The following is a 14,039-nucleotide window of genomic DNA, read 5'->3' as shown; positions in this document are numbered from 1 at the left end:
GGCGCGGTGTTCAAATGTCAGCGTGTTACCTGGGCGGGATCGTCAGTTGATCTGGCCGTGGCAATGCTTGAACTTCTTGCCCGAACCACACCAGCACAGTTCGTTACGCCCCAGCTTCTGTTCGCTGCGCACTGGCGCAGCGGCAACAGCAACTTCAGCGCCTTCTTCCTGCTCGTCATTCTGCTCCAGACCTGGCGCAGCATCATGCTGGAATTGCATGCGCTGGGCCAATTCCTCGGCTTCGCGGCGCAGACGCGCCTCTTCTTCGATCGGGTCTTCGCGGCGAACCTGAACGTGCGAGAGCACGCGGATGGTATCGCGCTTGATCGAGTCCAGCAGCTCCTGGAACAGGTTGAACGACTCGCGCTTGTACTCCTGCTTCGGGTTCTTCTGTGCATAACCACGCAGGTGGATGCCATGACGCAAGTGGTCCATGGTCGACAGGTGGTCTTTCCACAGGTCATCCAGAACGCGCAGCAGAATCTGCTTCTCGAAGGTGCGCAGGGCATCGGCGCTGGCTTGCTCTTCCTTCTCGTTATACGCCGCCAGCAGCTCGTTCAGCAGGCGCTCGCGCAGGGTTTCTTCGTACAGGTGATCGTCTTCGTCGAGCCACTTCTGAATCGGCAGCTTGACCCCGAAATCGCTGGCCAGAGCTGCTTCCAGACCGGCCACGTCCCACTGTTCGGGCAGCGACTGCGGCGGAATGTGCTGGCTGACGGTGGCATCCAGTACTTCCTGACGGAAGTCAGCGATGGTGTCACCAATATTGTCAGCAGCCAGCAGGCTGTTGCGCATGTGGTAGATCACCTTACGCTGCTCGTTGGCCACGTCGTCGAATTCGAGCAATTGCTTACGAATATCGAAGTTGCGCCCTTCAACCTTGCGTTGTGCTTTTTCGATGGCGTTGGTCACCATGCGGTGCTCGATCGCCTCACCGGACTGCATACCCAGCGCTTTCATGAAATTCTTCACCCGGTCAGAGGCGAAGATGCGCATCAGGCTGTCTTCCAGCGACAGGTAGAAACGGCTGGAACCCGGGTCACCCTGACGACCGGAACGGCCGCGCAACTGGTTGTCGATACGACGCGATTCGTGGCGCTCGGACGCAATCACGTGCAGACCACCAGACTCGATCACCTGCTGGTGACGCTTCTGCCAGTCGGCCTTGATCTGGGCAACCTGCTCAGGGCTCGGGTTCTCCATGGCCGCCACTTCAACTTCCCAGTTACCGCCCAGGAGAATGTCGGTACCACGACCCGCCATGTTGGTAGCGATGGTCAGCGCGCCTGGACGACCGGCCTGCGCAATGATCTCGGCTTCCTTCTCGTGGTACTTGGCGTTGAGGACCTTGTGGTCGATGCCTTCCTTCTTGAGCAGGTTGGACATGTGCTCAGAGGTTTCAATCGTCGCAGTACCTACCAGTACAGGACGGCCCTGGGCCAGGCTTTCCTTGATGTCCGCGATGATGGCAGCGTACTTCTCTTCTGCCGTCAGGTAGACCAGGTCGTTGAAATCCTTACGGGCCAGCGGCTTGTTCGGCGGAATGACCATAACGTTCAGGTTATAGATCTGCGCGAACTCGAACGCCTCGGTATCAGCAGTACCGGTCATGCCGGACAGCTTGGTGTACAGACGGAAGTAGTTCTGGAAGGTGGTCGACGCCAGGGTCTGGCTCTCGGCCTGAATATTCAGGTTTTCCTTCGCTTCGATCGCCTGGTGCAGGCCTTCGGACAGGCGTCGGCCCGGCATGGTACGACCGGTGTGCTCGTCAATCAGCAGGACCTGGCCGTCCTGGACGATGTACTCGACGTTGCGATGGAACAGCTTGTGCGCGCGCAGGCCGGCATAAACGTGGGTCAGCAGGCCCAGGTTGTGGGCCGAGTAAAGGCTTTCGCCCTCGGCCAGCAGGCCGACCTGGGAAAGCATCTCTTCGATGTACTGGTGACCGGCTTCGTTGAGCTCGACCTGACGGCTCTTCTCGTCGATGCTGAAGTGACCGGCCTGGGTGACCTGGCCTTCGACTTCCTCGATGTGCTGCTTGAGGCGCGGGATCAGCTTGTTGATCTCGATGTACAGCTTGGAGCTGTCTTCCGCCTGACCGGAGATGATCAGAGGGGTACGCGCTTCGTCGATCAGGATGGAGTCGACTTCGTCGATCACGGCGAAATTCAGCTCACGCTGGAATTTCTCTTCCATGCTGAACGCCATGTTGTCGCGCAGGTAGTCGAAACCGAATTCGTTGTTGGTGCCGTAGGTGATATCGGCAGCATAGGCCGCACGCTTCTCTTCCGGCGGCTGAAACGGTGTAACCACACCGACGGTCAGGCCGAGGAACTCATACAGCGGGCGCATCCAGTTGGCATCGCGACGGGCCAGGTAGTCGTTGACCGTGACCACGTGCACGCCCTTGCCAGACAATGCGTTGAGGTAGACGCCCAGGGTTGCGACCAAGGTCTTGCCTTCACCGGTACGCATTTCTGCGATCATGCCTTCGTGCAAGGTCATGCCACCGATCAACTGCACGTCGAAGTGACGCATCCCCATGACCCGCTTACCGGCCTCGCGAGCGACCGCGAAGGCTTCAGGCAGCAGATTGTCCAGGGTCTCGCCTTTGGCCAGGCGCTCTTTGAACTCGGCGGTCTTGCCGCGTAGTTGCTCATCCGAAAGGGCCACCATCTGCTCTTCGAAGGCATTGACGATCTGTACCGTCTTGAGCATGCGTTTGACTTCACGCTCATTCTTGCTTCCAAAAAGTTTCTTTAACAAAGGCGCAAACATATCGGCAGGATCTTCCACACGTAGGGATGGAGGGCGGCCCCGTGAGTCGCCCGTGCAGCCCTTATGGCCGCATGCGAACGAGCATTCTACCCGGAAACGATGGAGAGGAAAGTGGCGTTGTTTTCCACAGTGCTGGCACAGCGCTTTGACGGGGCTTTCCTAAAATAAGGGCTTTTTCGTCAGTTTCAACCCATAACTGAGACAAGACTGCATTTACAGCGCCTCTAACGCGGTCAGCGCAGGACGATCTGGTAAGCTATGGGGCTCTGTAACCTCAGGTAACCAACCATGGCTTTTCGCCCCCTGACTGCACGCGCGCCAGCCATTTTGCTGCGCGAGGCGCGGCCTCTGAAGGCTCTGCTCAACCAGGCACAACGCCTGGCACACTTGCAGCGCCTGGTGGAAAGCCAGTTGCAACCCGCAGCACGCGAGCATTGCCACGTCGCCTCCTGGCGCGAAGGGACACTGCTGCTGATCGTCACTGACGGTCATTGGGCGACCCGCCTGCGGTATCAACAAAAACGCTTGCAACGCCAGCTACAGAGCCTGGAAGCGTTCTACAACCTGAACCGAATCCTGTTCAAGGTGCAGCCCCCCACCACCGCACCCAAAGCCCACGGGCACCCGCTCGACATCTCCAACCGGGCCGCCGAAAACATTCAGGCGACAGCCGAGGGCATCAGTGATCCAAAACTGCGCGCTGCGCTGGAGCGCCTGGCCAACCACGCCAAGGACAAAAATCCCGCGCACGACTGAACGGCACGCATAAAAAAGGCCACCCGAAGGTGGCCCCAAAAACTAAAGAAGAGAGTGTTCGTACTTACACTGCCGCAACCGGACGCATGTAAGAGATCGGCGCCGTACTGGCATCTTCGAAAGTCACCACTTCCCAAGCATCTTTTTCCTCAATCAGCTTGCGCAGCAGCTGGTTGTTCAGCGCGTGCCCGGACTTAAAGCCACGGAATTCGCCGATCAGGCTGTTGCCCAGCAGGTAGAGATCACCGATGGCGTCGAGGATCTTGTGTTTGACGAACTCGTCTTCGTAGCGAAGACCGTCTTCGTTCAACACGCCTTCCTTGTCGACGACGATGGCGTTTTCCACGCTGCCGCCGAGTGCGAGGTTATGCTTGCGCAGGTACTCGATGTCGCTCATGAACCCGAAGGTACGGGCGCGGCTGACTTCCTTCACGAACGAGGTGCTGGAAAAGTCCACGCTGGCGCTTTGGGTACGGTTGCGGAACACCGGGTGATCGAAATCGATCTCGAAACTCACCTTGAACCCGTCGAATGGCAGGAAAGTAGCGCGCTTGTCGCCGTCTTCCACTGTCACTTCGCGCAGGATGCGGATGAACTTCTTGGCTGCGTCCTGTTCTTCCAGGCCGGCAGATTGAATCAGGAATACAAAGGGCCCAGCGCTACCGTCCATGATCGGCACTTCGGACGCGGAGAGCTCGACGTAGGCGTTATCGATGCCCAGGCCAGCCATGGCCGAGAGCAGATGCTCTACCGTATCTACCTTGGTATCGCCGTTGACCAGAGTCGTCGACATAGTGGTCTCGCCAACATTTTCCGCGCGGGCAGGAATCTGCACCACGGGGTCGAGGTCGGCGCGGCAAAATACGATGCCGGTATCCACAGGGGCGGGTTTGAGGGTCAGGTAAACCTTTTCCCCGGAGTGCAGGCCGACACCTGTGGCACGGATAATATTCTTCAGGGTGCGTTGTCTAATCATGGCATTGGCCGCTTCAGCGCAAATTGCGAACTGGTATCAACAAAGGCTGGGGATAATAGCAGACCCGGCCTTTGCTGAACACCAATCACCCTTATACCCCTGATAAATTTCATTAATCAGCCTGACGACGCAGGAATGCCGGGATGTCCAGGTAATCCAGATCGTCTTGTGGGTTGAGTTTAGCAGCCGCTGCAGCACCGGCATGAGCCTGATTGCGCATTACAGTCGGGCGCTCCAGATCACGGTAGTTAACCGATGGTTGCTCGGCACGCACTGGCGCAGGTGCAGGAGTCTGCACGGACGCGGTCTGCATGGTGTTGTCGATAACCTTGACCGGCTTCTCGATTTTCGCACCCAGGCCGGTAGCCACTACGGTAACGTGCAGCTCGTCACGCATGTCCGGATCGATAACGGTACCGACCTTGACCATGGCGTGATCGGACGCGAACGCCTCGATGATGCTACCCACATCGGAGTATTCACCCAGCGACAGGTCAGGACCTGCGGTGATGTTCACCAGGATGCCACGGGCGCCCTGCAGGTTGACGTCTTCGAGCAGCGGGTTGCGGATGGCCGCTTCCGTGGCTTCGCGAGCACGGTTCGGGCCGCTGGCGCAGCCAGTACCCATCATCGCCATACCCATTTCGCTCATCACGGTGCGCACGTCGGCGAAGTCGACGTTGATCATGCCTGGGCGCTTGATGATGTCGGAGATACCGCGAACGGCCCCTGCCAGCACGTCATCGGCCTTGGCGAACGCCGACAGCAGGCTGGCGTCTTTACCCAGGATGGTCAGCAGTTTCTCGTTGGGGATGGTGATCAACGAGTCGACGCTGTCAGCCAGTGCGCGAATGCCTTCGTCGGCAATCTGCATGCGCTTGCGGCCTTCGAACGGGAACGGCCGGGTGACGACGGCAACGGTGAGGATGCCCAGTTCCTTGGCCACTTCGGCGATGATCGGCGCAGCACCGGTACCGGTACCACCACCCATGCCCGTGGTAATGAACACCATGTTGGTGCCCTGCAGTACTTCAGCGATGCGCTCACGGTCTTCCAGTGCCGCCTGACGACCGACTTCAGGATTGGCACCAGCACCCAGGCCCTTGGTCACGCCAGTACCCAGCTGCAGGATGGTGCGCGCGCCGATGTTTTTCAGCGCCTGAGCATCGGTGTTGGCGCAGATGAACTCGACGCCTTCGATGTTGCTCTTGACCATATGATTGACGGCGTTGCCACCGCCGCCACCGACGCCGATCACTTTAATGACCGGACTTTGCGGGACGTTGTCTACGAGCTCGAACATTTTCCCTCTCCTTACAGTTCTCTAGTTTTTTGCGCCTACTACTACTGCTTTGAAACTTTAAAAGTTGCCCTGCACCCAACGCTTCAAGCGCTCCAGCACGGGTGCCTTCGGTTCATCGCCATAGCTGTTGCTGTTAATACCGGTCAGGGTCACGCCGTCGGACTGCTTTTGCAGCCCGTAGGTCAGCAGGCCCACACCAGTGGAATAAATCGGGTTGCGGACCACATCACTGAGGCCGCGAACGCTGTGCGGTACACCCAGGCGTACCGGCATGTGGAAAATCTCTTCCGCCAGCTCTACAGCGCCTTCCATCTTCGAGGTACCGCCGGTCAGGACGATGCCCGCGGGTACCAGGTCTTCGTAACCGCTACGACGCAGCTCGGCCTGGATCAGGGTGAACAGTTCGTCGTAACGTGGCTCGACCACTTCAGCCAGCGCCTGACGCGACAGTTCACGCGGAGGGCGATCACCTACGCTCGGCACCTTGATGGTTTCCCCAGCACCGGCGAGCTTGGCCAGGGCGCAGGCATAGCGAATCTTGATTTCTTCGGCGTACTGGGTCGGGGTACGCAGGGCCATCGCGATGTCGTTGGTCACCTGGTCGCCCGCAATCGGGATCACTGCGGTATGACGGATAGCGCCTTCAGTGAAGATGGCGATATCGGTAGTGCCACCACCGATGTCCACCAGGCACACGCCCAGCTCTTTCTCGTCATCGGTCAGTACCGAATAGGCCGAGGCCAGTTGTTCGAGAATGATGTCGTCGATTTCCAGGCCGCAGCGACGTACACACTTCTCGATGTTCTGGGCGGCATTGACCGCGCAGGTCACCACGTGAACCTTGGCTTCCAGACGCACCCCGGACATACCCAACGGCTCGCGTACGCCTTCCTGATTATCGATCACGTAGTCTTGCGGCAGGGTGTGCAGGACGCGCTGATCGGCAGGGATGGCCACGGCCTGGGCAGCGTCCAGAACGCGCTCAAGGTCGGCGGCACTGACTTCACGGTCGCGAATGGCAACGATACCGTGGGAGTTCAGGCTACGGATGTGATTGCCGGCAACGCCAACGAATGCCGAGTGAATGCGGCAACCGGCCATCAGTTGGGCCTCTTCAACCGCGCGCTGAATCGACTGTACGGTCGACTCGATGTTCACGACTACGCCCTTCTTGAGGCCGCGCGATGGATGCGTACCGATCCCGACGATCTCCAGGGTACCGTCAGCCGCGACCTCGCCCACCAGCGCCACCACCTTGGAGGTGCCAATGTCCAGCCCGACGATCATTTTGCCGCTATGCGCATTTGCCATGGTCCTGCCTCTCTCTAATTCTTCGCAACGGCGGGTTGGGCCGTCGTCGGTGCATTCGGTTCCCGCCAGCCGACGGCCAGGCCGTTGGCATATCGCAGATCAATGCGGGCGATGTTGGTGATCTGCTCTTTGAGTGTCTTGTCGTAAATGGCAATGAAACGGCGCATTTTTTCCACCAAGTGGTCACGCCCCAGCAGCAGCTCGATACCCGGACCGGCACTGCCAGCGCCCGTGGTCAGGAACCAGCTGCCACGTTCACGCAATTCCAGTCGCGCGATCGAGAAACCCATGGGCCGCAACATCTGGTTCAAAATCTGATACTGCTGCATCACTTGTAACTGCGCCCGCTGCGGCCCGATCAGCTGCGGCAGGTGCTCATAGTTGGCCAGCTCGCGCGGGGCAAAGGCCTGGCCCTTGTTGTTGAGCAAGGCATCATCCCCCCAACGCGCAATCGGCAACTGCTCTTCCAGGTGGATCACGACCTCATCCGGCCAGACGCGACGGACTTCGGCGCGAGCGATCCAGGGCATTTGCTCCAGCTCGGCGCGCATGCTCGCCAGGTCTACGGTAAAGAAGCTCGCCGCGACATAAGGCGCGATTCGCTGCTGCACCGCCTGCTGGCTGATGTAACTCAGGTCACCCTGTACGGCGATCTTGGTAATCGGCCGATCGGCGTACGGCATCAGGCGTTGCGCGCCCTCGTAGGCACCGAAACCGGCGACCACCAGCAATACCGGCCACAGCAGACGCTTGAAAACACTGAACCTTGCCTTGGGCAGGCGCGCCGACAGTGGCTCCTTGGCCACCATCCGGCTGGCACCACGCGGCACCGGCTTGCGGCCGGTGGCGGGTTGCTGATGACGTAACATCGCGCCTTGCATGGGCTTAACCTCGCGCCTCAACGCTAGCGGCCAGGATTGCCAGCACCAACTGCTGGAAGTCCAGGCCGGCTGCGCGAGCCGCCATCGGGACCAGGCTGTGATCAGTCATGCCTGGTGCGGTATTGACTTCGAGCAGCCAGAACCGGCCCTGCTCGTCCTGCATCACATCAACCCGCCCCCACCCTGCGATGCCGATGGCTTCGCAAGCACGTGCGGTAAGGTCGATCAGTTCCTGTTCCTTGGCGCTGTCCAGGCCGCAGGGAATGCGGTACTGGGTATCGTTGGCCAGGTACTTGGCGTCGTAGTCGTAGAACGAGTGCGGCGTACCCAGGGCAATCGGTGGCAGCACCTTGTCGCGCAACACGGCCACGGTGAATTCCGGCCCCTGAATCCACTGCTCGACCAGCACTTGAGCGTCATAACGGGCAGCGTCCTTCCACGCCACGATGAGCTCGTCACGGCTGTGCACCTTGGCCATGCCGATGCTCGAACCCTCATGGGCAGGCTTGACGATCAGCGGGAAGCCCAGGGCCGACGCCGCGGCCACGCAGTCGGCTTCGCTGGCCAGCACGGCATGGCGCGGGGTTGGAATACCCAGGCTCTGCCAGACCTGCTTGGTCCGCAATTTGTCCATGGCCAGGGCCGACGCGAGAATGCCGCTGCCGGTGTAAGGAATGCCCAGGCACTCCAACAGGCCTTGCATGCTGCCATCTTCACCGCCGCGGCCATGGAGAATGATGAACGCGCGGTCGATCTTTTCGTTCTGCAGACGGCTGAGCAGATCGTCACCAACATCAATGGCAACCACGTCGACGCCGGCAGACTGCAGCGCGTCAATGACCGCGGCACCCGACTTGAGCGAGACCTCACGCTCAGCGCTCTTGCCGCCATAGAGCACGGCAACCCGACCGAAATCCTTCGGTGCGATGTGTGAATGCAGTTTCGAATAGTCGTTAACAGTCATTTCGATTTCCCTTCGCTGGCTGCAACACTCGCGAACAACGGGCTCTTCAGCAATTGTGGGGCCAGGCCACCGATATCACCTGCCCCTTGGCACAGCAGGATGTCGCCGGCACGCAGCAGAGGTTTGACCAACGGCGCCAGTTCGATGCCGCGCTCGATGTAGATCGGGTCGAGTTGGCCGCGCTGGCGAATGCTGTGGCAAAGCTGACGGCTGTCGGCGCCGGGGATCGGCTCCTCTCCAGCGGGATAAACCTCCATCAACAGCAGCACGTTGGCATCGGCCAGTACCTGCACGAAGTCGTCGTAGAGGTCGCGGGTGCGGCTATAACGGTGCGGCTGGTACACCATCACCAGACGGCGCTCCGGCCAACCACCGCGCACGGCCTTGATCACGGCAGCCACTTCGGTCGGGTGATGGCCGTAGTCGTCCACCAGCATCACGCTGCCGCCGTCCACTGGCAGCTCGCCATAGACCTGGAAGCGTCGACCAACACCCTGGAAGCCCGAAAGCCCCTGGACGATGGCCTCGTCGGTGATGCCTTCATCGGTCGCGATGGCGATGGTTGCCAAGGCGTTGAGCACGTTATGGTTACCCGGCATGTTCACCGAGACATCCAGCGGCTCGCGGTCACGACGCAGCACGGTGAAGTGCGTCTGCATGCCCGACTGGCGAATATTGATTGCCCGTACGTCAGCTTCTTCGCTGACGCCGTAAGTGAGGGTCGGGCGTTTGATCAGCGGCAGAATCTCACGTACCACCGGGTCGTCCAGGCATACCACTGCCAAGCCATAAAACGGCAGGTTGTGCAGGAACTCGACAAAGGTTTTCTTCAGTTTGTTGAAGTCACCCTCATAGGTCGCCATATGGTCGGCATCAATGTTGGTGACCACAGCCACCAGCGGCTGCAGGTGCAGGAAGCTGGCGTCGCTCTCATCGGCTTCGGCGATCAGGTAGCGGCTGGTGCCCAACTGGGCATTGGTACCGGCTGCATTCAGACGACCACCGATGACAAACGTCGGGTCCAGGCCACCTGCGGCGAACACCGAGGCCAACAGGCTGGTCGTGGTGGTCTTGCCGTGGGTGCCGGCAACGGCAATACCGTGACGGTAGCGCATCAACTCGGCGAGCATCTCGGCACGCGGCACCACGGGAATACGACGTTCCAGGGCCGTAGCGACTTCAGGGTTGGCTGTATTGACCGCGCTGGAGACCACCAGCACATCGGCGCTGGCAGCGTTCTCGGCGCGGTGGCCGATGAAGATCTCGGCGCCGAACGACAGCAGGCGCTCGGTGACCGGCGAAGCCTTGAGATCAGAACCCGAGACCTGATAACCCAGGTTCAACAGCACTTCGGCAATGCCGCACATCCCCACACCGCCAATACCGACGAAATGGATACGACGGATACGGCGCATTTCAGGTTGAGGCATGGCTTTGCGATTCTCAACCATGGGCCACCTCCAGGCAGATATCGACCACGGTGCGGGTGGCAGCGGGCTTGGCCAAGCGCCGTGCGGTGCAGGCCATCGTGTTGAGTTTTTCCGGTTGCATCAGCACCTCGTTCAGGCGTTCAGCGAGCTGCGCTGCGCCAGTTGTCGCTTGTGGCATCAGGAAGGCGGCGCCTTCACGAGCCAGATAATGGGCGTTATGGGTCTGGTGGTCGTCGATTGCGTGGGGCAATGGCACCAGCAACGACGGCAGTCCTGCTGCCGCCAGCTCACTGACCGTCAACGCACCTGCACGGCACACCACCAGATCAGCCCAGCCATAGGCCTGGGCCATGTCCTTGATAAAGGGCTCTACCTGAGCCTCGACCCCCGCTTCGCGATAGCGCTCGGCAGTGATCTGATCATGCTGTTTCCCGGCCTGATGGAACACTTTCGGGCGGATTGGTTCCGCAACCAGCGCCAATGCCTGGGGCAACAATTTGTTCAACGGCTCGGCACCCAGGCTGCCGCCGAGGATCAAGAGGTGCGGACGGCGACCGGCCAGCGGTTCGCGCACAGGTTCCAGGAACAACTCGCTGCGTACCGGATTGCCGGTGGTACGACGTTTTTCCGAAGCGGCGAAGGTGTCCGGGAACGCTTCGCAGACACGCGCAGACAGCGGTACCAGCAAACGATTGGCCGTCCCCGCACGGGCGTTCTGTTCGTGAATCACCAGTGGCACGCCACAGAGCTTCGCCGCAACGCCGCCCGGGCCGGTGACATAGCCGCCGAAACCCAATACGCATACGGGCTTGAGCCGACGAATCACCTGGCGCGCCTGCAACACAGCCTTGAGCACCGTGAGCGGCGCCTTGAGCAGCGACAGCTTGCTCTTGCCACGCAGGCCACTGACATTGATCAGGTGCAGCTGCAGCCCCGCCTGAGGAACCAGTTCGTTTTCAATGCCTCGCGGCGTTCCCAGCCAATGCACGGTGTAACCGCGTGCCTGGAACTCCCGGGCACAGGCCAGCGCAGGGAACACGTGGCCCCCAGTGCCGCCTGCCATGATCAAGACGTTCTTGCCATTAGCGGCCATGATTCGGCTCCTCGGCAAAATCGCTTTCATCGAATTCGTGCTCTTCACTGCCCAGGTGGGTTCGACTCTCCCACTCGATTCGCAGCAGCAACCCCACACAGGCACAGCAGATCACCAGGGAACTGCCACCGTAACTGAGGAACGGCAACGTCAGGCCCTTGGTCGGCAGCAGGCCGACGTTCACCCCGATATTGATCAAGAATTGACCGATCCACAGGAAGGCCAGGCCGAACGCCATGTACGCGGCAAAGAACTGCTTGGCCTTCTCGGCCCACAGACCGATGTACAGCGACCGCACCGTAACAAACAGGAACAAGGCAACGGTCGCCAGCGAGCCAACGACGCCCAGTTCTTCAGCCAGCACCGAAAACACGAAGTCGGTGTGCGCTTCAGGCAGGTAGAACTGCTTCTGTACGCTGTTGCCCAAGCCGACACCAAACCACTCTCCACGACCGAACGCAATCAGTGCCTGCGTCAGCTGGTATCCCGAACCGAACTGATCGGACCACGGGTCGGTAAAAGTAATCAAACGCGCCATCCGGTAGGGCTGGGCCTGTACCAGAACAAACACGGCTCCGACCGCCAGCACCACCATCAGACTGAAGCGGAACAACCCAACACCGCCGAGGAACAGCATCGCTGCAGCCGCCCCCATCATCACGACGGTGGCACCGAAGTCAGGCTCCATCAGCAACAGGCCGGCCATCGGCAGCAAAACGATGAATGGCTTGAAAAAGCCCATCCAGCTTTCGCGTACCTCTGTCTGACGTCGTACCAGATAGCCGGCGAGGTAGATCACCACGAAAACCTTGGCAATTTCCGACGGCTGCACGTTGAAGAAGCTGAAGCCGATCCAGCGCATCGAACCGTTCACTTCCCGGCCAATGCCTGGCACCAGCACCAACACCAACAGGCCAAAGGCACCCACCAGCATCAGGAAGCCCATGCGTTGCCAGGTGGCAATCGGCACCATTATGGTCACTACGCCAGCGCCCAAGCCCAGCAGCACGTAAACCAGGTGACGGAACATGTGGTACAGCGGTGTGCCCGATTGCGCCGCCGCCACTTCCGAGGAAGCCGAGGTGATCATCACCAGACCCAGGCCCAACAAGGCCAGGCAACCGGCAAGCAACGGGAAGTCGAGGTCGATACCTCGCCCGGTGATCAACGGTGATGGGTAGGGCTTGATGATGCCAAAGATCATGAAAGCCCCTCCACCGCGTGGGCGAACAGACGCCCACGCTCTTCAAAGTTCTTGAACATGTCGAGGCTGGCGCAGGCGGGTGACAGCAACACGGCATCACCCGGACGGGCCAACGCTGCGCATTGCTGGACGGCTTCGTCCAGGGTCTTCACACGAATCAGCGGCACGCTGTCGCCCAAGGCCTGGGCCAGCAATTCGGCATCGCGACCCAGCAGCACCACAGCGCGACAATGGGCTGCCACCGGAGCACGCAGGGCGCTGAAATCTGCACCCTTGCCATCACCGCCAGCCACCAGCACCAGCTTGCCGTCGATATCGGCGCCCAGGCCTTCGATAGCGGCCAGGGCTGCACCGACGTTGGTCGCCTTGGAGTCGTCGTACCAGTTCACCCCGTCACGCTCACGCAGCCACTGGCAACGGTGTGCAAGGCCGGTAAAACTGCGCAGGCTGCTCAGCATGGCATCGAACGGCAGGCCAACAGCATGGCCCAGCGCCAGCGCGGCAAGGGCATTGGACTGATTGTGAGCGCCGCGAACCTTCAGCTCACGCACCGGCATCAGGTTCTGGAATTCGAAGGCCAGGTACTTCTCGCCATTCTCCTCACGCAAACCGAACGCCTTGAAATCCGGGGCATTCAAACCGAAGGTCCAGCAGGTCTGGCCATCGGTCAGCAGGGGACGGCTCAGGGCATCCTGGCGGTTGACCACAACCTGACGCGCGCCGCGGAAGATCCGGTGCTTGGCCAGGTGATACGCCGGCAGGCCGCTGTAACGGTCCATGTGGTCTTCACTGATGTTCAGCACGGTCGCGACTTCGGCGTTGAGCTGATCCGTGGTTTCCAGCTGAAAGCTGGAAAGCTCCAGGACATACAGTTCAACGTCATCGCTCAACAGGTCCAGGGCGGGGGTACCCAGGTTGCCACCCACCGCAACACGCTTGCCGGCTGACGCAGCCATCTCCCCGACCAGGGTGGTCACCGTGCTTTTGGCATTGGAGCCGCTGATCGCGACAATAGGTGCCTTGGCATTGCGGGCAAACAGTTCGATATCACCCGACAGTTTCACGCCACGGGCAGCCGCCTGTTGCAATGCAGGTGTCGCCAGCGCCAGGCCCGGGCTGACATACAGTTCGTCAGCGCGGCACAGAAAGTCCACATCCAGTTCGCCGCAACGTACTTCCACCTGTGGGTAGTCGCGCCGCAGCGTTGCCAGCTCCGGCGGGTTCTCGCGCGTATCGGCGACCGCAAACGCAACGCCCCGGCTCGCCAGGAAGCGAACCAGGGACATGCCGCTCTTGCCGAGGCCGACAACAATGCGGAAGTGGTCAGAAGCGATCAGGGACAC

Annotated in this window: 11 protein-coding genes; 1 reads left to right on the top strand and 10 read right to left on the bottom strand. The window is 60.4% G+C overall.

What is annotated here, in order from left to right:
* Nucleotides 1-42: 42 nt before the first annotated feature.
* Entirely contained in the window at nt 43-2,778 is a 2,736-nt protein-coding gene (secA, locus tag CYD26_RS13355; RefSeq protein WP_102052802.1) for a preprotein translocase subunit SecA, read from the bottom strand.
* A gap of 288 nt (nt 2,779-3,066) precedes the next feature.
* Between secA and CYD26_RS13350 the strand changes: the two genes are divergently transcribed.
* A complete protein-coding gene (locus tag CYD26_RS13350) occupies nt 3,067-3,534 on the top strand; it encodes a DUF721 domain-containing protein (protein WP_065758922.1) in 468 nt (155 codons plus the stop codon).
* A 64-nt stretch (nt 3,535-3,598) separates the two neighbouring features.
* Here the strand turns inward: CYD26_RS13350 and lpxC are convergent, their stop codons facing one another.
* From lpxC to murD, 9 genes are all read right to left on the bottom strand, one after another.
* Complete coding sequence (gene lpxC / locus CYD26_RS13345) at nt 3,599-4,510, bottom strand: UDP-3-O-acyl-N-acetylglucosamine deacetylase (protein WP_065758921.1); 912 nt, start codon at nt 4,508-4,510, stop codon at nt 3,599-3,601.
* A 112-nt stretch (nt 4,511-4,622) separates the two neighbouring features.
* Nucleotides 4,623-5,813 carry a cell division protein FtsZ gene (gene ftsZ, locus CYD26_RS13340; RefSeq protein ID WP_065758920.1) on the bottom strand — a complete coding sequence of 397 codons (1,191 nt, stop codon included), beginning with the start codon at nt 5,811-5,813 and terminating at the stop codon, nt 4,623-4,625.
* Nucleotides 5,814-5,870: 57 nt separating this feature from the next.
* Nucleotides 5,871-7,124: a cell division protein FtsA gene (gene ftsA / locus CYD26_RS13335; protein ID WP_065758919.1), complete on the bottom strand. Its 1,254-nt coding sequence runs from the start codon at nt 7,122-7,124 to the stop codon at nt 5,871-5,873.
* A 14-nt stretch (nt 7,125-7,138) separates the two neighbouring features.
* The gene (locus tag CYD26_RS13330; protein ID WP_065758918.1) at nt 7,139-8,005 is read right to left on the bottom strand and encodes a cell division protein FtsQ/DivIB; all 867 of its coding nucleotides are present in this window, start codon (nt 8,003-8,005) and stop codon (nt 7,139-7,141) included.
* A 4-nt stretch (nt 8,006-8,009) separates the two neighbouring features.
* On the bottom strand, nt 8,010-8,969 hold the full coding sequence (locus CYD26_RS13325) for a D-alanine--D-alanine ligase (protein ID WP_099775718.1): 960 nt from the start codon (nt 8,967-8,969) through the stop codon (nt 8,010-8,012).
* The gene (murC, locus tag CYD26_RS13320; RefSeq protein WP_102052801.1) at nt 8,966-10,420 is read right to left on the bottom strand and encodes a UDP-N-acetylmuramate--L-alanine ligase; all 1,455 of its coding nucleotides are present in this window, start codon (nt 10,418-10,420) and stop codon (nt 8,966-8,968) included. Before murC ends, CYD26_RS13325 begins: the two co-directional genes overlap by 4 nt.
* On the bottom strand, nt 10,413-11,492 hold the full coding sequence (gene murG / locus CYD26_RS13315; protein ID WP_065758915.1) for an undecaprenyldiphospho-muramoylpentapeptide beta-N-acetylglucosaminyltransferase: 1,080 nt from the start codon (nt 11,490-11,492) through the stop codon (nt 10,413-10,415). Before murG ends, murC begins: the two co-directional genes overlap by 8 nt.
* Nucleotides 11,482-12,696: a putative lipid II flippase FtsW gene (gene ftsW / locus CYD26_RS13310; RefSeq protein ID WP_065758914.1), complete on the bottom strand. Its 1,215-nt coding sequence runs from the start codon at nt 12,694-12,696 to the stop codon at nt 11,482-11,484. Before ftsW ends, murG begins: the two co-directional genes overlap by 11 nt.
* Nucleotides 12,693-14,039 carry a UDP-N-acetylmuramoyl-L-alanine--D-glutamate ligase gene (murD, locus tag CYD26_RS13305; RefSeq protein WP_099775722.1) on the bottom strand — a complete coding sequence of 449 codons (1,347 nt, stop codon included), beginning with the start codon at nt 14,037-14,039 and terminating at the stop codon, nt 12,693-12,695. Before murD ends, ftsW begins: the two co-directional genes overlap by 4 nt.

The organism is Pseudomonas sp. FFUP_PS_473 (genome assembly GCF_002858665.1).
In the GTDB taxonomy this organism is placed as follows: Bacteria; Pseudomonadota; Gammaproteobacteria; order Pseudomonadales; family Pseudomonadaceae; genus Aquipseudomonas; species Aquipseudomonas defluvii.
Note: the sequence above shows the minus strand (reverse complement) of the source record. Positions and strands in the feature narration are given on the sequence as shown.